At 34.1% G+C, this 26,386-nt stretch carries 18 protein-coding genes, 1 CRISPR repeat array and 1 riboswitch; of the genes, 11 read left to right on the top strand and 7 right to left on the bottom strand.

Annotated features, from left to right (window positions below):
* Positions 1-22: 22 nt before the first annotated feature.
* On the bottom strand, positions 23-418 hold the full coding sequence (rraB, locus tag ACGH6S_RS06540) for a ribonuclease E inhibitor RraB (RefSeq protein ID WP_411578527.1): 396 nt from the start codon (positions 416-418) through the stop codon (positions 23-25).
* 70 nt (positions 419-488) lie between these two features.
* On the opposite strand from rraB, the gene rnm reads away from it, so the two are divergent.
* The 10 genes from rnm (at position 489) to dinB (ending at position 12,843) form a co-directional block, all read left to right on the top strand.
* On the top strand, positions 489-1,322 hold the full coding sequence (rnm, locus tag ACGH6S_RS06535) for an RNase RNM (RefSeq protein WP_411578528.1): 834 nt from the start codon (positions 489-491) through the stop codon (positions 1,320-1,322).
* A 109-nt stretch (positions 1,323-1,431) separates the two neighbouring features.
* Positions 1,432-2,052 carry an L-threonylcarbamoyladenylate synthase gene (locus ACGH6S_RS06530; protein ID WP_034909803.1) on the top strand — a complete coding sequence of 207 codons (621 nt, stop codon included), beginning with the start codon at positions 1,432-1,434 and terminating at the stop codon, positions 2,050-2,052.
* 80 nt (positions 2,053-2,132) lie between these two features.
* Positions 2,133-3,137 carry a 23S rRNA pseudouridine(2605) synthase RluB gene (gene rluB / locus ACGH6S_RS06525; RefSeq protein WP_411578529.1) on the top strand — a complete coding sequence of 335 codons (1,005 nt, stop codon included), beginning with the start codon at positions 2,133-2,135 and terminating at the stop codon, positions 3,135-3,137.
* 275 nt (positions 3,138-3,412) lie between these two features.
* The gene (locus tag ACGH6S_RS06520; RefSeq protein ID WP_411578530.1) at positions 3,413-4,801 is read left to right on the top strand and encodes a hypothetical protein; all 1,389 of its coding nucleotides are present in this window, start codon (positions 3,413-3,415) and stop codon (positions 4,799-4,801) included.
* A gap of 495 nt (positions 4,802-5,296) precedes the next feature.
* The gene (locus ACGH6S_RS06515) at positions 5,297-6,232 is read left to right on the top strand and encodes a hypothetical protein (protein WP_143422084.1); all 936 of its coding nucleotides are present in this window, start codon (positions 5,297-5,299) and stop codon (positions 6,230-6,232) included.
* A 224-nt stretch (positions 6,233-6,456) separates the two neighbouring features.
* Positions 6,457-6,565: riboswitch (TPP riboswitch) on the top strand.
* Between the two features lie 40 nt (positions 6,566-6,605).
* A complete protein-coding gene (thiB, locus tag ACGH6S_RS06510) occupies positions 6,606-7,601 on the top strand; it encodes a thiamine ABC transporter substrate binding subunit (RefSeq protein ID WP_085165243.1) in 996 nt (331 codons plus the stop codon).
* Between the two features lie 14 nt (positions 7,602-7,615).
* On the top strand, positions 7,616-9,193 hold the full coding sequence (gene thiP / locus ACGH6S_RS06505; protein ID WP_411578531.1) for a thiamine/thiamine pyrophosphate ABC transporter permease: 1,578 nt from the start codon (positions 7,616-7,618) through the stop codon (positions 9,191-9,193).
* Positions 9,171-9,881 carry a thiamine ABC transporter ATP-binding protein ThiQ gene (gene thiQ / locus ACGH6S_RS06500; RefSeq protein ID WP_065589937.1) on the top strand — a complete coding sequence of 237 codons (711 nt, stop codon included), beginning with the start codon at positions 9,171-9,173 and terminating at the stop codon, positions 9,879-9,881. Before thiP ends, thiQ begins: the two co-directional genes overlap by 23 nt.
* 117 nt (positions 9,882-9,998) lie before the next feature.
* The gene (gene cptA, locus ACGH6S_RS06495; protein WP_411578532.1) at positions 9,999-11,705 is read left to right on the top strand and encodes a phosphoethanolamine transferase CptA; all 1,707 of its coding nucleotides are present in this window, start codon (positions 9,999-10,001) and stop codon (positions 11,703-11,705) included.
* An 82-nt stretch (positions 11,706-11,787) separates the two neighbouring features.
* Positions 11,788-12,843 carry a DNA polymerase IV gene (dinB, locus tag ACGH6S_RS06490; RefSeq protein WP_065611232.1) on the top strand — a complete coding sequence of 352 codons (1,056 nt, stop codon included), beginning with the start codon at positions 11,788-11,790 and terminating at the stop codon, positions 12,841-12,843.
* Positions 12,844-12,922: 79 nt separating this feature from the next.
* Here the strand turns inward: dinB and ACGH6S_RS06485 are convergent, their stop codons facing one another.
* Positions 12,923-14,359: a 6-phospho-beta-glucosidase gene (locus ACGH6S_RS06485; RefSeq protein ID WP_411578533.1), complete on the bottom strand. Its 1,437-nt coding sequence runs from the start codon at positions 14,357-14,359 to the stop codon at positions 12,923-12,925.
* 13 nt (positions 14,360-14,372) lie between these two features.
* Complete coding sequence (locus ACGH6S_RS06480) at positions 14,373-16,262, bottom strand: beta-glucoside-specific PTS transporter subunit IIABC (RefSeq protein WP_411578534.1); 1,890 nt, start codon at positions 16,260-16,262, stop codon at positions 14,373-14,375.
* A gap of 177 nt (positions 16,263-16,439) precedes the next feature.
* Here ACGH6S_RS06480 and ACGH6S_RS06475 point away from each other — a divergent pair, with 177 nt between their 5' ends.
* Entirely contained in the window at positions 16,440-17,144 is a 705-nt protein-coding gene (locus tag ACGH6S_RS06475) for a GntR family transcriptional regulator (RefSeq protein WP_411578535.1), read from the top strand.
* A gap of 85 nt (positions 17,145-17,229) precedes the next feature.
* On the opposite strand, the gene ACGH6S_RS06470 is transcribed toward ACGH6S_RS06475, so the two are convergent.
* Genes ACGH6S_RS06470 through ACGH6S_RS06455 form a run of 4 tightly spaced genes read right to left on the bottom strand, consistent with a single transcriptional unit; the run spans position 17,230 to position 24,190 of the window.
* Positions 17,230-20,331, bottom strand: coding sequence for a type I restriction endonuclease subunit R (locus ACGH6S_RS06470; RefSeq protein ID WP_411578536.1), 3,102 nt, complete (start codon positions 20,329-20,331; stop codon positions 17,230-17,232).
* A 12-nt stretch (positions 20,332-20,343) separates the two neighbouring features.
* Complete coding sequence (locus ACGH6S_RS06465; protein ID WP_411578537.1) at positions 20,344-21,444, bottom strand: anticodon nuclease; 1,101 nt, start codon at positions 21,442-21,444, stop codon at positions 20,344-20,346.
* Between the two features lie 20 nt (positions 21,445-21,464).
* Positions 21,465-22,628, bottom strand: coding sequence for a restriction endonuclease subunit S (locus ACGH6S_RS06460; protein WP_411578538.1), 1,164 nt, complete (start codon positions 22,626-22,628; stop codon positions 21,465-21,467).
* Positions 22,625-24,190 (bottom strand): type I restriction-modification system subunit M, encoded by a 1,566-nt coding sequence (locus ACGH6S_RS06455; protein WP_411578539.1) that lies wholly within the window; start codon positions 24,188-24,190, stop codon positions 22,625-22,627. Before ACGH6S_RS06455 ends, ACGH6S_RS06460 begins: the two co-directional genes overlap by 4 nt.
* A gap of 360 nt (positions 24,191-24,550) precedes the next feature.
* A CRISPR array of direct repeats spans positions 24,551-25,959; the repeat unit is 28 nt; unit sequence GTTCACTGCCGTGTAGGCAGTTTAGAAA.
* Positions 25,960-26,386: the final 427 nt, after the last annotated feature.

Genomic DNA, 26,386 nt, shown 5'->3' with positions numbered 1-26,386 from the left:
TAAGAAAGGGAGTTGATGATATTTAATGAAGCGTTTCCATTAGCTCCATTTCGTCAAAATCGTCATCATTCCCATCTTCAAAATAAGTGCCCCAACCATCATATGTGACGCCAAATTGGCTAGTAAGTGCGATGATTTCTGCAATTTGTGCATTTATTAGTTCGGCATTGAGTGGGCTTTCGGTAACAATATCAAAAGCGATAATAACATTGCCTGCATCGTCAATATCTTCATCGGGATCGGTTGCTTCATAGCCTAATTTATAGGCTTCTAATGCCACTTTTTCTAATTTATCAAAATGTTGAGATGAAATGTGATGTTCAATAATATAAAGTGCATGAGGATCGCTACCATCTTCTAATAGTTCCTCAATAATTGCGCTAGTATCTTGTTGAGCAAGGCGAATTTGATCTTTCATAATATACCTTTTAGTGGTCATGCAAATTGTGTGGTATATTACACGTTTCAAAATAATTTTCGAGAAAAAAATGATCGTTGATTTACATTCACATACTACAGCATCGGATGGTCTTTTAACACCTAGCGATCTTGTCAAAAGAGCGGTGGATAACCAAATTGCTATTTTGGCTATTACCGACCATGACACCGTTAAAGGTTTACCTGAAGCTCAAAAAACGATTATTACCGAAAATTTACCTATTAAATTAGCTTGTGGTGTTGAAATATCAACTTCTTGGAAAAACAACGAAATCCATGTTGTTGGGTTAAATATGGATATTGCACATCCTGAGTTAACGACACTGCTATCATCACAAGAACAAGGAAGAATCGATCGAGCGTTGGCTATAAGCCATAAATTAGCTAAAGTTAGTATTGAAAACGCTTATCAACAAGCACAACAATTTGCAAAAGGAGACATTGTTTCGCGTGCTCATTTTGCAAGATTTTTAGTTGCTAATGGCTATGTTAAAGACATTAAACGCGCCTTTAAAACGTACTTAGGAAAAGGTGGTTATGCTTATGTACCTGCAACATGGTGTAGTATTTCAGATGCAGTTAATGCCATTCATGCGGCAAGAGGGCAAGCAGTACTTGCGCATCCAAGTCGCTATGATCTAACTTTAACTAAATTGAAATTATTAATAAGTGAGTTTAAATCTAGTGGTGGTGATGCAATTGAAGTTTCACAAAGCAGGCAAACGCAAGATGATTTACAAAAATTAGCTAAATTAGCCAATGAATTTGAACTATTGGCATCACAAGGATCGGATTTTCATGGTGTTGACACCTATTTAGATTTAGGAAAAACAACCCCACTACCCGGTAGTGTTACACCAATTTGGCATAATTGGAAACTCTAAATAAATCTGGATTAAAATCGATTTATATTCGTGCTTCACTATAAGGTTAACGATATAAAATTTAATTATGCAAATCAGATTAACAATAATATTGATATAGAAGAAAATTATGAGTCAAACTTTTTATATTCATCCAGATAATCCGCAAACTCGATTATTAAATCAAGTTGTCAACATATTAAATGATGGTGGTGTTATAGCTTTTCCGACCGATTCAGGATATTCACTGGGTTGTTTACTAGACAATAAATCGGGTGTTGATCGAATTTGTCAAATTCGTCAACTTGATAAAAATCACAATTTTACCTTGATGTGCCGTGATCTTTCTGAACTATCTAGTTATGCTTTTGTAGATAACACAACTTTTCGGTTACTAAAAAATAATACCCCAGGTAAATATGTTTTTATTTTACAGGCAAGTAAAGAAGTACCTCGTCGATTGATGAATGAAAAACGCAAAACAATTGGACTAAGAATTCCTGATAATAAAATTGATTTAGCGTTGCTCGAATTATTAGGGCAGCCATTAATGACTGCGACATTAATTTTACCTAATGATGACCAAGCGCAATCCGATCCCGACGAAATAGAAGATAAAATAGGTTATCAGCTTGATGCGATTGTGCACGGTGGTTATATAGGTCAACAACCTACCAGCGTAATTGACTTGACTAATGACTATCCAACAATTATTCGTAAAGGAAGTGGAGACACTAAGCCATTCGAATAAATGTTCATTTTTTATTGTCAATATATCGACAATATAGTTAATAGAAAATTGATACCTGAGAAGGTAACAGCGAGGATTTTATGAAAAATAGCAAATTAGCATTCCCACAACTTGGCAAAAAGACAAATAGCGTTAAAGCAAAGGAAAAGCAACTCTACGAAAAACCAAAAACCTCAAAAGTACCAGCTATTACACGCAAAACATCGGCACATGATAATACTGAAAAACTCCAAAAAGTATTAGCTAATTTAGGTAATGGATCACGCCGAGAGATTGAAGCAATGATTGTGGACGGTAAAATCAGTGTAGATGGTAAAATTGCCTCATTAGGCGATCGAGTTGATGTAAATGCAAACCCTAAAATTCGTATCAATGGACATTTAGTTCAGCTTAGAAGTAAAGAAAAAGAAGTTTGCCGAGTACTAGCTTACTACAAACCAGAAGGTGAAATTTGTTCCCGCAATGATCCGCAAGGACGGGCAACTGTTTTTGAACGTTTACCTAGATTAAAAAATGCACGTTGGGTGAACATTGGCAGACTTGATATCAATACATCGGGTTTATTATTATTCACAACTGATGGTGAATTAGCTAATCGATTAATGCATCCACGGCACGAGATTGAGCGTGAATATGCAGTGCGAGTATTTGGTAATGTGACTGATCAACAAATTAACCAACTTCGTAAAGGGGTGCAACTAGAAGATGGCCCAGCCTCATTTCAATCAATTAAAGCACAAGGTGGTGATGGAATTAACCAATGGTTTAATGTAGTTATAACAGAAGGCCGTAATCGGGAAGTTCGTAGAATGTGGGAAGCTATTGATGTGCAAGTTAGTCGATTGCTACGCATTCGCTATGGCAATATCACTTTACCCAAAGGATTATCACGCGGAACTTGGCTAGAACTTGGTATTGACTCAGTCAATTACTTACGTGAACTAGTCGGTTTGCCACCTGAATCTAAAAGTTTCACCACAAGTTCTTCTTCTGACAAAAGAATAGTAAGACCTAAACGAGTCAAACTTAATCAACAGACTAAAACAACACGGCAAAGAGTAACTCAAAAAGCAACTCGAAAATAACCTTTACCCTGCCCTTAAATAGTTTGTTTAGCTATTTAAGGGTACCAGCATAAAATATAATTCACACCTTTCCTATTTCAAATAAACTGACTTGTCACCCAATAATAATGAGTAACTAGTTAATCAATTTTTAGCAAAAAAAGTTAATAAATTAGAACTAATTTATAATAGACTCACCAACTAGCTTATTAATCAAGCTATATTTAAACAGTTTTCATCTTAATAACAAGATGAACAAGCAAAAAAATAAACTAAAATGAATTGAAAGGAAAATTATGCGTATAATTATAGCTGTTTTTTTTATGTTCTTATTAGCCGCTTGTCATACACGTACAGCAGAAGAAGCTTATAAAGAAGGAAAATATTTAGAAAGCATCAACTTATTGGCGGATAGTATTGAGGATAAGGGTACTGCAAAATTAGGTCAAAAAGACGTACAACGACTACAAAATATCGTCAATAACGTTATGCAACATTATGAAACAACTTTATCAAATGCCAATAATCAGGATTATGCCAAACGAATAGAATGCTACCAAAATTTATTAGCAATGAAACTGCGATTAAGTGATCGCTTTTATAGCCAAGAAATCAGTTTTTTTGATAATAAATATGATTTTACTAAATTACAAGAGAGTATCGCAAAAGAGTACTATGACTATGGTAATTCAATCACAGGAACCGATAGTAAAAGTTATAGAATAAAAGCCGATTTATACAAAAAAGGATTTGAGCAATACAACTATAAAAACATTGAAAGTTTGTATAACAATGCAAATAAAAAATATATGCAACTTGCTGCTAAAGATTATTATGACCAAGGAAAAATGTTAGCACAGCAAGGTAATTATAAAGCTGCTGCGGATGCATTTAATAATGCCTCGGAAGTATATCAGCCTCTTGGCAAGTACAAAGATAGTGACAAACTTTCTATTGAGAATGATAGAAAACACTGTACTCAACAAGCAGAAAATGCTTATGAACAAGCACAACAATTAGCCAGAACAGCAACACGTCGTTATCAATTTCGAGAAGTTGCCCAATATTACGCTTCAGCTGCTTCGGCTTATCGCCAATACGGAGCGTTTCGCGATGCAGATTTCCAAGCAGATAAATATAAAAGAGAAGGGAAAATAAAAGTTTATTATAATTCTTCAGAATTAAAATCTTATGTAACAGATCTATTAAGTAAAGACTTTATAGAATTTGTTATCTACCAACCAGGACAAGCAGATGTCACGATCCGTGTAACGACAAATGTTGAATTTTCTGATCTTGGTAAATCAGTTAACAATGAAACCAAAACCGAAAAAATATTTGATAAATTTATTGAATTCGCTGACGAAAACGGTAATAAAAAGCAAGTTAAAACCTATAAAGATCAGCAGTTTAATTTACAAACTGTGACTCACAGCAACAAATTAACCTTAACCACTAAAATTGAGGCTCATGGAATCTATAGTTACAGTAAATCATTTAACATTGTACAAACGTCAGCAAAACATGATTATATCTACTCTGGCAATGTGCCATCAAATTTACATAATTACAGTAAAGGAACATTGCAAACCAAAGATAGCTTGCTTCGAGCGGCAAAAGAACAGCAATTAACAGAATTAAAAGTATATATTGAAGATATGGTTCGGGATTTATCATATCTATAATTACTATAAATGTCATAACTAAAATTTAACTAAATAAAGACTACTTACTCATTGGTGCTCATTTTTATAAATGAGTGTCCAATGAGTAAATTGAATGTTTTTATTTATTTGCGGAGTTGCTTTAATTCGTCCAATATAAAGAAGTACGGGATGGATTAGATCATATCTAGTCAAAAATTAAAAATGTGTTTGTTTGGGGCAGCGTTGGTTAGTAAACACTGTTTTCGGCTAAATGAAACTTGAATCCTTGTTGATGCATGATTTCTCGCAATGTTTATAGTATTAATTACTGTAAACAACACTAGAAATTCCTACAATTAAAAAGTTGCTATATCAGTACTAAATTTCATCTAAAATAAAACGACGTTTGGTTTATCAGAACATCAACTCCATACTTTTTCAATTCAATTATTGAAGTGATAACTAAAATAGTTGTTTTATCAAATTCATGATAAAATATGGTTTCTTTTAAAAACTTTACAAAAAATTAATACGATGAAAAAAATAAAATATTCTTTGTTGCTAGTTTGCAGCATAACATTGGTCGGTTGTTTTGGTTCAGATACCACTTCGTCTAGCTCTGTTGATCGTATGATTGATAATCCAACACCAAATGAAATAAAAGTGATTATTGATGGAAATGAATTAACCATTCCAGCAAAATCAAGTGTGAATTATACATTTGAATACGGTAAGCATACACTGTCTTACGGTAATCAATCATTAAATTTTATAGCTAAACCTTCAACAACTAATAGTTCAGGATTAATTAATCCTACTCAAAGTAATTATTATTTATTAACAACTTTCTATACAACTTCAAATGTGAGTGATGAAACTTACGATAAGTTGATAGCTAAATATTTAAATTCAGTTCCAGTAATTATTAAAGGTGAACAGCAAGAGCTTGAACTACCAGTTAAAGTTATTAATGATGTTTTTATTGAGCGTCAAAAAGATTTTTGGGATTATTCAGTAGATGAACCTTATCCAGATGAAGTAACTTTACGAGGGAAAGGGCAATTTCAATCTCGAAAAATCAAATTATTCCGAGAAGATGGCTTTATTGAAGCTTTAAAAGCAGAAGGGCTTAATGAAAAAGTTGATTTTATAAATGAACATCCTAAATTTTCTGAGCTTAAAAAATATACTATACCAAATATTCAGCTAGATGCTATTACTTGTAAGAAAGGTCGCGAATTTGTTGAAACGCAGTTAAATGATTGGAATAAGCTTTTTACTCTGACAGGTAAAGATTTGGCATTGTTATACAAACAGTTAACATCGTCTGAAACTTTTCACACGAAACATGCCATCATAACAGAATGTACGAAAGCAGGAGATTCAAATCAAAGCTATCAGTTCGCTACAAGAGAACTTGAGGGGGCATTCGATGAAACTAATCAACTTAATTTTTTTATTACTCAATAAACTAATTTAAGTAAAGGTAAATGTTTAACCGAATCGGTAATAGTTACATCTTCTTTATAATATAAGCGCCATATCTTTCGTCAGTGATAAGGCGTTAGTTTTGTTTTCATGTATATTCTTTATAGCCATTTTTTAAAGCTTCATAAATAAAGTGAGTTGTTCCTACATTAAATTTTTATCACTTCTGATGTTTACAATCTTCATACTAACCTCTAAACTAATTGATGTTCTCAACGGGGTGCCCTAAAGGGCTGAGAATGTTAGATAGGATAACATAACCCGCCGAACCTGAACTGGATCATGCCAGCGGAGGGATTTGAGTTATTGCACTTGCTCAAACCTTTTGTCTTTTATTTGCTATTTTGGAGGCAAAATGTTTTGTAAAAAATTGTTATTATCTTTGGTATTTTCGGTACCTTTTATGGCAAATGCTGCCAACGTAAAACCAACCTTAACTGTTTATAGTTATAATTCCTTTATTTCAGAATGGGGACCAGGAAAAGCAATTGAGAAAGGGTTTGAAGCACAGTGTAACTGTGAACTTGAGATTGTTACATTAGGCGATGGAGTAGCGGTTTTAAATCGAATGCGACTTGAAGGTGATAGAACTAATGCCGATGTAATTTTAGGATTAGACAACAATCTTTTAGAACAGGCAAAACAAGCCAAAATAGTTATACCTCATCAAATCAATAAACCAGATAATTTAAATACCAACTGGTGGGATAGTGATTTTATGCCCTATGATTTTGGTTATTTCGCTTTTATTTATGATCAACAAAAAATCAGTAATCCACCACACAGCATGCATGAGTTAGTAGATAATAAAGTCAACTGGAAAATTATCTATCAAGACCCACGAACCAGTACTCCTGGGTTAGGTTTATTATTTTGGGTGAAAAATATATATGGTGATGATGCTGCATCTGCATGGCAGAAAATAGCAAAAAATACTGTGACAGTGACCAAAGGTTGGGGTGAAGCTTATGGCCTATTTTTAAAAGGCGAAGCTGATTTTGTGCTTAGTTATAGCACTTCGCCAGTTGCACATATTATGAATGATAATGATCATCGTTATGCTGCTGCTATTTTTGACGAAGGGCATTATCGCCAAGTCGAAGTTGCGGGTATTACTAAGTATAGTCAGCATCCCGAATTGGCACGTGCTTTTTTACAATATTTATTAACGCCTGATGTACAACGTCAATTTGCTGAAAAAAATTTCATGTATCCGATTATTAATATAACGTTGCCTGAAGCTTTTCAGCAAATTAAACCAGTCAATAAAGCACTCGAGTTTGATGCTAAGCAAGTTAAAAATAATCAAAAGAGCTGGGTGCGTGAATGGAAATCCACCATTAGTAAATAGTTTTATTCAGTATAATGTTGAAATTAAGAACGTTAATCCTTGGCATTAGTGCTGCAAGCTTGATTTTAGTTGTATTAGGTTCAGCACTATTTGCGCTTTGTTTAGTTGCTTTTGAGTCTAATAATTTAACTGTCTATTTTGATAGTTATTTATTACATGTTATTTGGATAACAATATTTCAAGCAACGTTATCAACATTGCTATCTGTGTTATTGGCAATATTGATGTCTAAAGCCCTATCGATAGTCAATTTTTGGGGTAAAAATCTATTGCTACGCATTATGCCTATCACGTTTATATTTCCTACGTTGGTTGTGGTAACGGGGTTATTATCTGTTTATGGGCAACATGGTTTATTAGCGTCGTTTTGTCATTATTTAGGTTTGCCTTTTGTGATATCCATTTATGGTTTAAAAGGTATTTTATTGGCACATATATTTCTTAATTTCCCTTATGCTTGTTGCTTGTTTTATCAAACCTTAAATAGTGTACCAGCCGAACACAAACAATTAGCTGCTCAATTGAATTTTTCGAGTTTTACTTATTTTAAATTGGTGGAATGGCCACTATTGCGTCGACAGTTGCTACCTATGGCATCGCTAATCTTTATGCTTTGTTTTTCTAGCTTTGCTATTGTATTAGCTCTAGGTGGTGGACCTAAATATACCACACTTGAAGTTGCCATTTATCAATCCATCCGTGAATTTGATTTGATACAAGCCGTGCTTTTAGCATGTTTGCAGTTGGTTTGTTGTGCTTTTTTTATGGGGTTGATGCAAAAGTTTAATTATAGCTATAAATTTAACACTCAATATGTTAAGCAAAGTTATCGTTTACCTGTTTCGTTTAGCTTAATTTTGTCGAGTTTTGTTATTATTGTTATTGGTGCATTATTTATTTTGCTACCCATCATAACTATATTAATAAAAGGTATTTATTTTTTTCAGTGGTCATTTTTTTCAGTGGCCTTTCAACGTGCAGTTATGTTTTCTTTACTAATTGCTTTTGGGTCAGCCAGTATTGCTATGCTACTAGCTTTATTATTACTCTATACAAACAGCCGATTATTGATTTATCGGCAAATAAATTGGAGTAATCGATTAATGTTAATTGGATCGCTGATATTAATTATTCCAAGCATGGTGCTGGCGTCAGGTCTGTTTTTACTGTTATTTTCGTACGCTTATAGTTCGGTCTTTGTTTGTGTTTTGACGATGCTTTGTAACAGTTTAATGGCACTGCCATTTATATTAAAAAACCTTGCTGCACCAATGTATGATGTTACATCACGCTATTGGCATTTAAGCCAGTCACTTAATATTACTGGTTTTTGGCATTTTTATTTAATTGAATATAAAGCACTAAAAAAGTTAATTATCCAAAGTTTTGCCTTTTCAGCAATATTATCATTGGGTGATTTTGGTATTATTGCGTTATTTGGTGGCCAGTCAGTCACAACGTTACCTTATTATTTATATGAGCAAATATCGTATTATCATTATCATGAAAGTGCCGTAACGGCTGCATTATTGCTAATATTATCTTTTAGTTTACTGGTTGTGATAGATTATGATCGAACTGAATCAAATTAATTGTCAATACGATAATTTTAAAATGCATTTTGATATCAAAATTACTGCAAAAGAAAAGGTGGTTATTGTTGGGCCAAGTGGTGCAGGTAAAAGCTCATTGTTAAGCTTGATTGCTGGATTTATTTCACCAAATTCTGGGCAAATTTTACTTAATCATCAAAATATGACTCACACTCAACCAGGAAAGCGGCCCGTTTCAATTTTATTCCAACATAATAATTTATTTGATCATTTAAATGTTGAACAAAATATTGGCTTAGGCATAAAGCCTTGTTTAAAACTAAATACATCGGAACGCCAAACAATAGATGATATGTTAGCTAAAGTTGGTTTAACTGGTTTTAATAATCGTTATCCCGAACAACTTTCAGGTGGTCAGAGTCAACGTGTTGCGTTAGCTCGTTGTTTAATTCAACGTCGACCTATTTTATTGTTAGATGAGCCATTTTCAGCTCTCGATCAAGCATTACGCTTTGAGATGTTAGCATTAGTTGATCAAATTTGCGATGAGCTCGATTTGACATTAATGATGGTCTCACACAATCTTAATGATTCGCTTAGTTATTTTTCTCGTTGTTTGGTGGTGGATAATGGACAGATCGTTTTTTATGGTTTACCAAACCAATTAAACCAACCTGAAAATAATCACATTGCAAAGATATTGGGTTTAAATATCTCAAAAAATTAATAGTTTAGCATTTAATAATTTATATATTTAAATTTAGATATTTAAAGCTTAAGGTTTTATTAATCTACCAAGCATATATTGCATTTTATGATCAATAACAAAGCAAATTAAATATCTATGCTAAACATAAAAGCAACCAACAAATTTAGCTGGTCAGCACTTATCTTTAATATTTTATTTTTTACTTATTTTTCTAGTGCATTACAGTTATATATTTTTCTTTCGGGGCATTCCAATGCAATTGGACTTCGCGATTCAATTATCTATAGTTTGATTTGGCTTATTCCTGTTTTGATTTTTCCTGATTATACAAGAAAGATTGCGACTATATTTGGGCTTATTGTCGGCTGTTTGTCTTTGGTTTCTGTCGGTTATTTTGTGATTTATCGACAAGAATTTTCGCAAAGTGTATTTTTTGTTATGGCAGAATCAAATTATAGTGAATCGAGCGAATTTGTTCAGCAGTATTTTAGTATTAAATTAGTTATAGTATTGATTATTTATAGTTTAATGGGTGTTTATCTTTGGAGTAAAGTCAGACCTGTTTATATTAAAACTTCTACTAAATGGATTGTATCACTATTAATAGCTATTTATGCCATAATGCCTGTGTTTATTAGTGTGATAATAAAAAAATCATCTATTGAAAAAGCCGGAACTCATTTACTAACGCGTATGGAAACAACTGTGCCATGGCAACTTATTAATAGCTATTTAGCTTATCGATCTCAACTTAAAAATATGGAAGATATTTTAAATCATTTAGACACTTTACCTCCTGTTGAAAATTTAAAAGATGCTAACGGTAATACGCCTAGGACGTTGGTGTTAGTCATTGGTGAATCAACAACACGTAATAGGATGAGTATTTATGGTTATGGTCGAAATACCACACCTCAAATTGAGCAGTTTAAAAAAGATAATGCTGATTTTGTTGTATTTAACGATGTGGTTTCATCAAGACCTTATACTATCGAAATTTTGCAACAAGCGTTAACTTTTGCTGATGAGAAGCATCCCGATTTATACCTTAAAACTCCTTCATTAATAAATCTTATGAAGCAAGCAGGGTATAAAACATTTTGGATCACTAACCAGCAGACCATGACCAAGCGTAATACCATGTTGACTATGTTTTCTAAACAAGCCGATGAACAGTTTTATATGAATAACGATCGTAATCAAAGTTCAAGACAATATGATGAATCGGTATTTGATCCTTTCAAAAAAGTGCTAGCTGACAACGCTGAAAAGAAATTTGTTGTTATCCATCTGCTCGGAACACATATGAAATACGAGTTCCGTTACCCAAAAGACGGTAAGTATGACCGTTTTAAAGATAAGGAAAGTATTCCATATCCTCTCGATGACGATAAAGTAGATGTATATAATAGTTATGATAATGCAATAAGTTATAACGATTATGTCACAACAACACTGTTTAATATCTTCAAAAACAGTAAAGAAAATGGTTTTATGTTATATTTTTCAGATCATGGTGAAGATGTTTATCAAACGCCACCGCATAATGTGTTAGGGCGAAACGAGAAGGCACCAACTAAAACTATGTATACTGTGCCATTTATGCTTTGGCAATCGCCAACATGGGTGGCAACGCATCCTAATAACTATCAAGCTTATGTAGATCGAAAATTTAGTACTCAAGATTTGATTCATACTTGGTCTGATTTAGCAGGGTTAAGTTATAACTTATATGTTCCTGAAAAAAGTATTGTTAATCCTAATTTTCATGAATCGATTCGTTGGATTGGCGATCCTTATGACAAGAATGGTCTAATTGATTTTGATAAATTAACTAAGTAATTCCCTTAGGTTGTTGACACAAATATTTAAGGTATAATATTGTATATTTATACAGTTATATTTGAGTATTGTGAAATCCTCTATGCGAAAAATTATTCATGTCGATATGGATTGTTTTTATGCCGCCGTTGAAATGAGAGACAATCCCCGTTATCGCAATATGCCTATTGCGGTAGGGGGGGATCCTCGTAAACGTGGCGTGGTTGCGACTGCCAATTATTTAGCTCGTCAGTATGGTATACACAGTGCTATGTCAATGGCTCAAGCCATAAAACTTTGTCCTAACCTTAAAATTATAGCGGGTAGGCATGCAGTTTATAAAGAAGTCTCCAAACAGATCCACCAAATATTTAAACGATATACTGAATCTATTGAGGCTTTATCACTCGACGAAGCTTACCTTGATGTAACTGATTGCAAACTTTGTTATGGTTCAGCTACTTTAATTGCTCAAGATATCCGTCAGGCAATTTACAAGGAGCTTGAGTTAACTGCATCGGCAGGCGTTGCTCCACTTAAGTTTCTTGCCAAAATAGCCTCTGATATGAATAAACCTAATGGCCAATATGTAATAACACCAGATAACGTTGATAGTTTTATAGAGCAGCTACCGTTAAAAAAAATCCCAGGTGTGGGTAAGGTCACGGAAAAAAAATTAGCTCAATTGGGACTATTTACATGCAATGATATTGTTAATTATGATGTAACTAAATTAATTACCCAATTCGGTAAATTTGGAAGAATACTATATGAGCGATGTCAAGGTATTGATGATCGTGAAGTGTGTAATGACAGGCAACGTAAATCGGTAGGGGTAGAGCGTACTTTAACTGATGATATTCATAGTTGGGAAGAGTGTTTATTGCAGTTCGATCCATTATTTGATGAAATGGAAAAACGGTTAAGCAAAGTTCGTGCTGATTTATCGATTGCTCGGCAAGGCGTAAAATTTAAGTTTGACGATTTTCAGTTAACTACGCAAGAACATGTGTGGTCTAAATTGGATAAAGCTGATTTAATTGAGCAAGCGCATAAAGTTTGGTTAGAACGGCGTAATGGGCGTGGCGTTCGGTTAATTGGTTTTCATGTAACGTTAATCGATCCGCAAGTTGAAAAGCAGTTGATTTTTCAGTTTTAGCCCTTTTAACCATAAAAATGAGGATGCAGGCAAAGCCTTCAAACATCCTCATAACAAATGATAGCTAAGCTAATAATGATTATTTCAAACTTGCACCATTAGTACTAATGACTTCTTTGTACCATTCAAAAGAGTCTTTTTTATAGCGTTTCATACTACCGTTACCTTCATTATCACGGTCAACATAAATTACGCCATAACGTTTTTTCATTTCGCCAGTAGTGAATGATACAACATCAATAATTCCCCAAGCAGTGTAACCCATTACATCAACACCATCATAATCTATAGCGGTTTGCATGGCTTTGATATGGGCACCTAAATATTCAATACGTGGTTTATCGTGTATTTGATTACCGTTTTCGAGTTCATCAATTGCACCAAAACCATTTTCGACAATAAATAGCGGTAATTGATATCGATCATACAGACGGTTAAGTGTATAACGTAAACCTTCAGGATCAATTGGCCAACCCCAATCGCTGCTTTTTATATAAGGATTTTCAACCGCATTAGGTAGTGCACCGTTAACTATGTTGTCACGATTATCATTTTTGGCATCAGCTTTAACGACAGTAGACATATAATAGCTAAAGCCAATGTAATCAACCGTACCTTTTTTCAAATAACCTAAATCTTCTTCGGTAATATCGAGTTTATATCCTTCACGCTCAAATTCTTTTAATGCATAAGCTGGATAGTAGCCGCGAACGTGAACATCAGGGAAGAAGAATCGTTGATGCATTGCAATTTCTGATGCCATCATATCTTCAGGATTGCATGAAAATGGATAAATTGGCACATGCGATACCATACAACCAATTTGAAAATCAGGATTAATTTTTTTACCTGCTATTACTGCTTTAGCACTGGCTAACAGTTCATAATGTGCAACTTGGTACAGAACTTCTTGCGGATTTTCATCAGGTTTAACTTGTACGCCAGAGTTAGTCCAAAAGAAGATAGGATTACTAGTATCCATTTGATTATTGATTTCGTTAAATGTCATCCAGTATTTAACTTTATTTTTATAACGTTCAAAACATGCAGTAGCAAAGCGCTCAAAAAATTCAACTGTCTTACGGTTTCTAAAACCACCATAATGGCGAGCAATATGTAAAGGTATTTCAAAATGCGATAAGGTAATGACAGGCTCAATTCCATTAGCAATTAATTCATCAAAAACATCATCATAAAAGCGAAGACCTTCTTCATTTGGTTCAAGCTCATCACCCTTTGGAAAAATTCGAGTCCACGCGATCGAGGTGCGTAGACATTTAAGACCTAATTCGGCAAAAAGCTTGATATCGTCTTTATAATGATGATAAAAATCAATTGCAGTATGATTTGGATAAAATTTACCTGCTTCGATATTTTGAGTGATTTGTCTTGCAACGCCATGAGCACCTGCGGTCATAACATCAACAACACTTGGGCCTTTACCGCCTTCATTCCAACCGCCTTCAAATTGGTGAGCGGCTAAAGCACCGCCCCATAAAAATGGTTTTTTAGTCATTTTTTATTCCTTGTTATTGCTTAATGTTAAATATGATATCATCAACTGTTACTTGTGTTTTATCGGTTAATGAAATTTGTTGATACTGATCGGTATTAACAATAATAATTGGGGTAATTAATGGATAACCTGCTTGCTTAATTGCCTCAGGATTGAAGCTGATTAGCAAATCACCTTTTTTTATTTTTTGATGTAATTCAACATGATATTCAAACTCATTGTTAGTTAAATTAACTGTATCAATACCCACGTGAATTAACAATTCGACGCCATTATCTAATGTTAACCCAATGGCATGTTTAGAATTTTCAAATACTGCAGTTACCTCGCCATCAAAAGGTGCATAAACGTGATTATCAGTAGGTTCAATTGCAATCCCTTCTCCCATGAGTTTTTGTGAAAAAGCAGGATCGGGCACTTCGCTTAGTGGTAAAGCATGACCTGTCATCGGGCTTGTGATGTCAACTTCATCAAGAAGAATCTTAGGATTATCATCTTCAATATTGATATTTTCTTGACTATTAACTGTATCTTGTATGGTTTCGCCAGTTCCCAAAATTTGGATCAAAACTACTGGTCCTAAAAGAGCAATAAGTGCACCAATCAAGACGCCAATAAATGAACCAGGATTATTTGGGCTAATTGCATTAACGATGGTTAGTGGACCTGGTAAACCAGCGTAAGCAACATAGTGAGGAGCAAAAAATCCTGCCACAATACCACCACAAGATGCAGAAATACAGCCATAAATAAATGGTTTTTTAAAGCGTAAGTTAACACCATAAATAGCAGGTTCGGTTATACCAAATAAGCCAGTGATAAAAGCAGATAATGAAATACCTTTCATCTCTTGGGTTTTGGTTTTTAAATAAAAACCTAATGCTGCACCGACTTGACCAATAACGGCAATGGTTTGGAAAGCTTGGAAAGAATCTTGACCATACTGCTTAAAGTTTTCGACGATAACAGGTGTGATCCCCCAATGTACACCAAAAATAACAAAGACTTGCCAAACAGCACCTATGATTCCGCCTGCAACTGAAGGCGCTAGGCTAACAAACCAATTATAGCCGTTGGCAATGTATTGTGCACCATTTGCGGTTAATGGACCAACAACAAGTAATGTTAAAGGTACCATAATGACAAGGCTAAATAATGGCAATAAAACGGGTTTTATAATGCTATGCAGTCTAGGCTCTAAGAATCGTTCTAAATAAGAAAGTAACCAAACTAAAAAGAGTGGTGGTAAAACGGTTGAAGCATAAGTGGTTTGTGATAGCGCAATACCAAATAGATCAATTTCTTGTCCTTCACTAATTAGTTTTGCAAACTCTGTCCATGTCGGTGATAACAGCGCAGCACAACAAGCAACAGCGATATATAAGTTACAACGAAAATGCTGAGAAGCTGTAATGGCAATAAAGATAGGTAAAAAGAAAAAAGGTGCCCAAGAGATGAAATTGAATACCTCAAAAGTCCCCGTTTTTTCTAGCTCAGGGCAGGCTAATTTAAGTAAAATCAAGATACCTTGCAAAATTCCTGATGCGGCTAAAATATAGACAAACGGGGCGAATACAGCCGACATTGTCGCAATGATGCGATTTAATATGTTGTTATCATTTCCTGCTTCAATTTTGTTATCAGTATTAACTAGCTGAGTAAAAGCGTTATAGACTTTATCAACATGTGTACCAATAACCACTTGGATTTGACCGCCTTTTTCAACAACGGTAATCACACCCGGCAATTTAGCAATGTTTTCTTTTGCATGATCTGGTGTGTGTTGGGTAACAAGGCGAAGGCGTGTTGCACAGCGAGAAACGGTAACAATATTCTTCTCACCACCTAACTCATTTAAAATATCAACAGCTAGCTTGTTATAATCTCTAATTTTTGATGACATCCATAAACTCCTTAAAAGCAATTCAGTAAGATTATTTTATAGACTATTTCAAAATTGTTAATTAACAATTATATTGTTTGTGATCTAGATCGAGTTTTTATATTATTTAATTTAAAACTAAAAATAAGCTGTATAAAATACTACTTCAATTATTGATTAAATTAATAACATAAACAAATGGTTAAATATCAAGAAGTTGCAAAAAAAATCAAACAGATGATTTATCAAAAACAACTGTCCAAAGGCACTCAGCTTGCTAATATTGACGGGTTAATTAATCAATATCAGGTCAGTCGTAGTACAATTGTTAAAGCGCTTAATTGTCTTGAGCGGCAGGGCGTTATTTATCAAGTGCAAGGTAGTGGTATTTTTGTTCGTGAACGTAAAAAAAGAGGCTATCTCAATTTTTTGCAAAGTCATGGTTTTACTGTCGATCTAGAAGATGTTTATGGTTCTTCGACAGTACTTAATGTTGATATCATCAAGCCCAGTGCAAAAGTTAAAGAAAATCTACAATGCGATGATAACGAAGAAGTCTATTTTGTTAAAAGATTGCGCTATGTTGAAGATAAATTATATGGCCTAGAACAGTCATATTACCGTAAAAAGTTAATTTGTTATTTAAATAAAGAAATTGTTGAAAACTCAATTTTTAGTTACATTCAAGATAATTATAATATTAATATTGGCTTTTCTGATAAATATTTTCAAGTCATCAAACTTGATGCCGAAACCGCTCAATATCTTGGCTTACAAGCAGGTGAACCAGCTCTTTGTGTGGAAGAGGTATTTTATACCACAGCTGGCGAACCTTTTGACTTTTCAACCATTATTTACCACTACGAAAATGCAAGATTTTGTATACAAAATCACTCAAAGTAAGTTTGAATGATGAATTATTAGGAAGATGAATAAGAAATCGATCATTCATCTTCCTTTAATTATTAGCAAATTTAACTGTTAACAATTAAATTTCACCACCAACACCCTTAAACTTTTCAACCAATGCGGCGATCTTTTCAAAGACTCGGTTCTTTTTAATTAAATATTGGGGATTGAGTGGACTCATTTTTGGTAAAATCTCGTTCAACTCTGTGCCGTTTTCGGTTGCATATTTTCGCTTTAATGATGATGCAATATAGCGTTTTGTTGCCGCTTCATTTAAATTTTCATCTTCAATTAAGGAATTAAGCTCTACCTGTAACTCTTGCTGTGCATACAAGAAAAACGTATCAATAATCGAGGCTTTATCTGGAATAGCATCAAGATCAGTTTGTTTTATAAACTCAACAACTAGTTCTTCTTTAGCTCGATTTTCTAAGCTTGATCGAATTAATCGCTTAGCATCTTCGACAATGTCCTGTTTGGTTTTTTCTTGTTTATTTTGTTCATAAATTAACTCAAGAATATAATCCAGATTGATCTCTTGCGATTTTAATAGATCAATTTCGAAAACCACATCATCCCAGTCAAATCTTTGCTGATCTTGTTGATTGGCTTCTTTTTCTCGGCGTAGCCAATCACGAATATCATTATAAGTTGAACGATAATTTTGAATTGTGCGGTCAGTCGGTAGTTTAACGGCTTGCATTTTTTGCAGATCTTCATCAGTCACATAATGCTTATTTTTAAACGCTAAAACTGCTTGCGCATCTGTTATATCTAATTGTTGGAAATCCTTTAATGCAACAAATTCATCATAATTTTGTAATATATTGTCAGCACGTAAGTACTCACCAAATAATTTAACAAACTCTTTTTTATCTTTTTCTTTGATAATTTCATCAGGGCGTGGGAACTTTTCTTGTAACTCGGCAACGATGGCTAGATAGCCATTGTGGAAATTACCTGAATCTTTATCAGTAAACCCTTCCATGTATTCCTTAAAGCTTTTTTCTAACACTACTTCATGAGTATTACTTTTACCAAATGTTATTATTGCATCAATGGTCGCTTGTTCTAAATCACGAAACGCCACAATATTACCAAAGGTTTTGGTGGCATTATAGATACGATTGGTGCGTGAAAAGGCTTGAATTAACCCATGATACCGCAGGTTTTTGTCGACAAATAGGGTATTAAGTGTTGGAGCATCAAAGCCAGTTAGGAACATGCCAACGACAATTAATAGATCGACTTCTTGATTTTTTACTTTTAAAGACAAATCGCGATAATAGTTTTGAAATTGATCGCTACTGACATCAAAGTTAGTTTTAAACATCTGATTATAATCTGATATCGCAGAAGCTAAAAACTCTTTAGCACTTTGATTTAAGGCATCTATTTCAAAACTTTCATCGGCAAAATTACCTTGCGCATCTTGTTCTTCATTAGCAGAATAAGAAAATATCGTGGCTATTTTTAACGGTTGATTTGCACCTTCTTGTAATTTTTTGAATGACTCATAATAGAGTTTAGCCGCATCGACACTACTCACTGCAAACATGGCATTGAACCCTTTACTTTTGCCCATTAATCGGTGGGTTTTTTGTTTAAAATTATTCAGAATATATTGTGTGATTTGCTCAATACGGTTTGGGTGGAGCAATGCTTTTTTATTTTCAGCAGCGCTGAGTTTTTCGAGATTTTGTTCTTGCTCTATCGATTTAAAATTAGGACGCACATCATTATAGTCAACTTTAAATTTTAGTACCTTTTCGTCACGAATTGCATCGGTTAATACATAAGCGTGCAGTTCACGACCAAAAACATCCGCTGTGGTTTGCGTTCCGATTGCGTTAGTATGCATAATCGGCGTACCAGTAAAACCAAATTGGTAATATTTTTTAAATTTACGCTTTAAGTTTTTTTGAGCTTCGCCAAACTGGGAGCGGTGCGCTTCGTCAAAAATAAATACAACGTGCTTATCATAGATCGCTAAGTTATCGTCGCTTTTGATCAAGTTATTAAGTTTTTGAATGGTAGTAACAATAATTTTATTATCGGTTTTCTCAATATTGCGCTTAAGCCCTGCGGTACTATTTGAGCCATTCACACTATCTTTTGAAAATTTTTGATACTCTTTCATGGTTTGATAATCCAGATCTTTACGATCCACCACAAAAAAAACTTTATCTATAAATTCAAGTTCAGTGGCTAAACGAGCTGCTTTAAAACTGGTTAATGTTTTACCAGAACCTGTTGTGTGCCAAATAAAACCACCACTTTGTAAGCTACTCCACTTTTTGGCATGATAAGCGCTAATGATTTTCCATAATATACGCTCGGTGGCGGCGATTTGGTAAGGGCGCATAATTAACAATGTGTCATTTACATCGAGCACCGAATAAGTCAATAACACATTTAACAGCGTTCGGCTGGCAAAAAAGGTTGCGGTAAAGTCTTTTAGATCTTTTATCGGCTCGTTTTTAACATTCGCCCAATTCATTGTAAAATCAAAGCTATTTTTGTCACGTTTAGTCGTGTTAGCAAAATAACGTGTATCGGTACCATTTGATATAACAAACAGTTGTAAATATTTAAATAGTGAATTGTCTTGATTAAAGCTCTCTTTACTATAGCGATGCACTTGATTAAAGGCTTCACGAATAGCAATACCACGTTTTTTTAGTTCAACTTGAACAAGCGGCAAGCCATTAACTAAAATCGTCACATCATAACGATTTGCATAATTACCTGTTTGCTGAAATTGATGGATAACTTGTAATTTATTATTAGTAACCTCTTTTTTATCTAACAACTTGATATTTTGAATATGGCCGTCATCAAAAACAAAATCGTAAATATGATCGTGGTGGATTTTGCGACTTTTATCGATCATCGATTCATTGGGTTTATCCAAATACTCTAATACAAAACGTTGCCATTCATCATCCGTAAATTGCATTTTGTTTAGTGTTTGCAACTGCTCACGAATATTGGCTAATAACTTTTCATGTGTATTTAAATTCGGTAAGTATTCATAACCTTGTCGAGCTAAATCATGAATAAATTCATTTTCTAAATCCGTTTCAGTCTGATAAACAGCAGCCGATTCTTCAAGTTTGTTGTAGTTATCTAAAATAATATAGCTATTGGTTTCGGCAATTGGTTTTGTATAAGTCGTCATAGTCTATTCCAGCTATTTAAAATTATAATTTTCGAGCAAATGATTAAGTAAAAAGGCAACAATCTGCTTTTCAGGCTCGGAAGGTTCAGGGGGCATTTCATTGGATAATTTTGAATGACTTGTAAAATTGATAATTCGTGTTAAATAGGCCTGCTTATTGTCAGGCAATAATTCTGACCATTGCTGATAGCCTAAAAAACAGGCGGTTTTTTCATATAAGTTACGTAAAAGGGTAAAATGATATTTTTCAATTTTTTTTTCGTTAATGGCTTGTTGTAAAATATCTTTTAAATAAAGATGATAAGAAAAACAGTGATTTGAATCGCCTTTTTTCTCTTCTAATGCAAATTCACCGTCTTCAAATCGTCTTAAAATATAGCCATTTTTTAAACCTAACTCATTATAAAGTACATTATAAAACAGTGGATTATGGGTCGTAATAATAAATTTAATTTTAGATTCACTAGATTTAATTAATTGGGCAATATCTACCGCCAATTGGATAAGATGATTCTCGTCCAACGAACTGACGGGATCATCAATAAAAATATAGCGTAAATGGTCAAATTCATTCGTCGAGCGTTCGCTTTTGTCAGTAATATTGCGCTCTGCAATAACTAAGTTAATCAGTGTAAAAAAAAGACTCCAAATTAAATTGTTTTCCTCGCCTTTAGAGATTTTAATATTATCAATACGCTGATCATTATCGCCTGCTAGCGAAAAACTAATAGCAGAAAAATCCTCATTGAAATGTGGCAGTAATCTTTGATGGGTATAGGATTGAAAGTAACGAACAATATTTTGGTCTTGTCCTTGGTCTTTCAAAATCCAGTCAGTAAATGAGTTAGGTTTTATGGTTAATTGATGTTCACCCTCTTGGTGTTTATCATTATCCCAAGCAAATAAATCCTCAGTAAAGGCGTTATAGTACAGGATATTGTGCCTTGTTAAGGCTGCATTATTTTCTTTATCGTCTTTATGCTGCGATATAATTAAATTTTTAAATATTTGAGATAAACGTGTTTTACCCGTACCGTTAAAAGCATAGATTAATTGGGTTTTTTTATCATTTTTATCCAGCTTTTCAGCAATATTCCTTAATGTGGTATTCATCTTTTTATAACTCTATCTTATTATTCTTGCACTTTCGGAAAGTCTAATAACAAATTCCGATAATACTCATATTGTTTTTGACGTAATGCAATCTCGCGCGGTAAACCCTCTGTAATGGAATTTGTTAGCGCATCGAATTTGTCTAGGATTTCGACAATACGGGCTTGTTCCTTGAGTGGGGGAATGGGAAATTTAAATTTTTTAAAGCCATTCATATCTACGGAAGAAAAATTTGATACTGTAGTATTTTTTTTACACCAATTACATAAAATAAAACAATAATAAAAAATAAATCTGATATCAAAATGATCTTGATATTCTTCCTTTAAACTTATATTTGTAAATCTTTGATTTGATAAATAAGGAACGGTAACTAAAGCATGCTCACCTATAGTTGCTGATGTAGAAATAATAATTGAATTCTCAGAAAATAACTTTCCACCTTTTACAGCTATTTTATTGATTTTTTGTAACGCATCATTTAAAACTCGCCCATTTTCCCGAATATCTTCCATCCTAAACCAAGGAATATCACCATTTTCCCAAAATTTAGATTCTGATTTGCTTGGTGTGTATCCATTTTTTAAATAGAAAATCTCCTCTACAGTCTTCCACTCAACCTCATCCTCTTTAAAGGTCAACAATTTATCTCGATAATAGTTGTATTGTTTTTTCCGTGCAGTAAGCTCTGCTGTGAGCTCTGCTGTGAGCTCTGCTGTGAGAGCTGTGAATGTGTCTAAAATACGGGCTATTTCGGTTTGAACGTGAAGCGGAGGAATAGGAATAGACGTTTCTTTTGCATTAGACCAATGTCTTTTATATGAAAGCTCTTTATGATAAAAATTCTTAAATGCATAATAAATATATTTTGTATTATCATTTTTAGTTTTAAGAATTTTTATTCCATCAGCACCTTGAATGAAAGAAAAATCGACATATTTTATGTGTTCTGAATGATCACCAAAAATGATATATTCTCCCGATTCAATAGGTTGAATATTCTCATTACTATAACCAGCAATAAATTGTTCACCTTGGTCAATAATAGGAATTTTTCCTGATTTGCTGTATCTATCTTTTTTTACTTTTGATTGTGCTGTTAGTATAGTAGTAACTTCCCCCAGCGTCTTCCACTCAACCTCAACACCTTTTAATAACTCAGTTATATTATTACGTTTAATCATCCCTCAATCTCCGCCACAATTGCGTCAATTTGGGATCGTAAGCTTTCAATTTTTGCTACGGTATCTTTTATTTCGGCATTAAGCTGTGTAATATCAATCACTTCACGGGTATCTTCGGCTTCAACATACGAACTGACTGATAGATTATAGTCATTTTGCGCAATGGTTTGATTATCGACCGATTTAGCAAAATATTCGATATCTTGCTTGCTAGCAAATACTTGCATAATTTCTTGAATATGTTCATCAGTGAGCACATTATTATTGGTCTCTTTTTTAAACAGTTTGCTAGCATCAATAAATTGTGTTGTTTTGACGGTTTTATTTTTGGCAAGCACCAAAATATTAACCGCAATCGATGTGCCATAAAATAAGTTTGGTGCGAGCGAGATTACGGTTTCAACAAAATCATTATCGACCAAATAATTACGAATTTTTTGTTCCGCACCACCACGATAAAATATCCCCGGAAAGGTAACAATTGCCGCTCGCCCTCGCTCGGACAAATAACTTAGTGCATGCATAATAAAGGCAAAATCGGCTTTCGATTTTGGTGCTAGTACGCCAGCAGGCGCATATCGGTCATCATTGATTAAGGTTGGATCATCACTGCCAATCCATTTAATTGAATAGGGTGGATTAGAAACGATTGCATCAAATAGCTTTTCGTCGCCAAATTTTGGATTAAGTAGCGTGTCCCCTAAAGCAATTTCAAATTTATCATAGTTGATATTGTGTAAAAACATATTCATTCGAGCAAGGTTATAGGTAGTATGATTGATTTCTTGACCGAAGAACCCATCCTCAATAATATGTTCGTCAAACTGTTTTTTCGCTTGTAACAATAAAGAGCCTGATCCTGCTGCTGGATCATAGATCTTATTGACCTTTTTTTGATTATGTAAGGCTAATTGCGAGATCAGCTTGGACACATTCGGCGGCGTAAAAAATTCACCACCTGATTTACCAGCATTCGAGGCATAATTAGAAATCAAATACTCATAAGCATCGCCAAACAGATCGATTTGATTGTCTGCAAAATCACCAAAATCCAGTTCGGCCACACCATTAAGTACTGCCGCTAACCGTTTGTTTTTATCGGCAACTGTATTACCTAATCGGTTACTGGTAGTATCAAAATCGGCAAATAATCCTTTAATATCGCTTTCTGAAGGGTAACCAATGGCTGAGCTTTCAATCGCATTAAAAATATTTGCCAAGTCAGTATTTAAACTTGGATTGGTATTAGCTTCAGCTACAATTTTACAAAATAATTGGCTAGGATAAATAAAATAGCCTTTGGTTTTTATTGCGTCTTTTTTAACTTCATCGTTAATGACATCGTCGGATAATGTGCTGTAATCGATACTCTCATCGCCACCTTCAATATAATTGGCAAAATTCTCACTAATAAAGCGATAAAACAAAGAACCAAGTACATATTGTTTAAAATCCCAACCATCGACAGCACCACGGACTTCGTCGGCAATTTTCCAAATTTGTCGTTGTAGTTGATCGCGTTGTTGTGTTTCGGTAATTGATTTAGCGTTACTAGATGTCATATTTTTCAAAATTCCTAAATAAAAAATAGGTGCTGCCTAATTAGAAAGTAACTAATTTTTATTTTCATATTAGTCATTTTATAGCTACCTGTTATAGGTGCTATAGCATAGCTGATTTGTTGTTATTTTTCCATCTGGGGTGTTTATTAAAAACTCAGCCAATGGGTATTTTGAACTTTAAGGTTGGGAAATCTTAAAAAATAACAAAGCAACAAAATCTAAAAACAAAACCCTTTTTTTAGCTATATTTTAAAAGTTAATAAAATCAATAAATTAAATTTATCTCTAAAAAAAGGGTTTTTAAAACCTAAATACCTATTTGCCTTTTTACATACTATATTGATAGTATATTAGCTTCTAGTTCACTGCCGTGTAGGCAGTTTAGAAATATGCTTGGGTGTGGGAGGGTGCTTATCTCGAGTTCACTGCCGTGTAGGCAGTTTAGAAAACACTATTAACAATAAACATGAATGTAGTTTGGTTCACTGCCGTGTAGGCAGTTTAGAAATCACCGCAAGAAATTGCATGATTAAGTATTTGGTTCACTGCCGTGTAGGCAGTTTAGAAATTTGTCGACGAATCTCATAATCATCACGAGCTGTTCACTGCCGTGTAGGCAGTTTAGAAAGCTTGAAGAATTACAATTGCCTGTTGACGAACGTTCACTGCCGTGTAGGCAGTTTAGAAAGCGAATAAATGCTGCAAACGCCTGATCAGAGAGTTCACTGCCGTGTAGGCAGTTTAGAAATTTCGAAGATTAAATTATAAACAATGCTTTCAGTTCACTGCCGTGTAGGCAGTTTAGAAACTTGCAAATCAGCATCTTGCAAGTTAGCATCCGTTCACTGCCGTGTAGGCAGTTTAGAAAGTGCGTTAAACCATTCATCCGTTCGCTGTTCCGTTCACTGCCGTGTAGGCAGTTTAGAAAGTTGCCCGTCACTAATATTGGCTCGGAGGGTGGTTCACTGCCGTGTAGGCAGTTTAGAAATCCATGCTTCCCGATGATATACCGATCGGCGTGTTCACTGCCGTGTAGGCAGTTTAGAAAATAACAGACCTAAGTGATTTTGACAGTAGGGCGTTCACTGCCGTGTAGGCAGTTTAGAAATGTTCGATTAAGCAAGCGACTTGATTCTAAATGTTCACTGCCGTGTAGGCAGTTTAGAAAAAAATGTCAAATTACAAGACGTCCCCTCTTTTGTTCACTGCCGTGTAGGCAGTTTAGAAAAAATGTTGCTCCGCTTTTTTCTTTTAAAATATGTTCACTGCCGTGTAGGCAGTTTAGAAATTGAAAAAACGATGGAAGGTATAAATAAATTAGTTCACTGCCGTGTAGGCAGTTTAGAAATACTCGGTAGATTTAAATTTGACAAAAATTATGTTCACTGCCGTGTAGGCAGTTTAGAAAATATATAGACGTTTGGACGTACAAACCCGTTCGGTTCACTGCCGTGTAGGCAGTTTAGAAATGTGAAGATAATACCAATAAGCGTTCCTATTCGTTCACTGCCGTGTAGGCAGTTTAGAAAGCCGATTCGGGTTCTGTTGCTGGTTTCAAAAAGTTCACTGCCGTGTAGGCAGTTTAGAAATACATTTTTAGGTGATTTAATCGATGAAATTAGTTCACTGCCGTGTAGGCAGTTTAGAAAAAACGTCGGCATTTTGTTGCTTCGTTGATTGTGTTCACTGCCGTGTAGGCAGTTTAGAAATAGATCGTATGGAAGTGACGTTATTAAACTTAGTTCACTGCCGTGTAGGCAGTTTAGAAACGACGGGCTAAAGGAACTACTAGCGGTTAGACGTTCACTGCCGTGTAGGCGGTATTTTGTATAAAAAATAGAAATTTCTGTATAACTGGTTGATTTTAATAAAAATAAAAAATTAAATAAAATCAATACTCTACCTAAACGATTTTATGGGCGTAATACATCCCATAACATGGTAAGGATTATATGTCCATTGGTTGTTAGGTAATTCACTAATTCCTTAGTTTAGAAATTATCACCAATATTCATTATTTTCACAAAAGTTAAGACTTACAAAACCTAACACCGTATTCTAATTAAAAAATTGCATAAAAAACTAGCCAAGTTTTTTTAAAATAGCTATACTTTAATCTCCTTAAAGGAATAGTTCATTAAACAATCAAATAAACATAAAAATTAAAATAAATCATTAATTTACTTGACAGGTGAA

Source organism: Gilliamella sp. BG3 (genome assembly GCF_046635605.1).
Taxonomy (GTDB): Bacteria; Pseudomonadota; Gammaproteobacteria; order Enterobacterales; family Orbaceae; genus Gilliamella; species Gilliamella bombi.
Note: the sequence above shows the minus strand (reverse complement) of the source record. Positions and strands in the feature narration are given on the sequence as shown.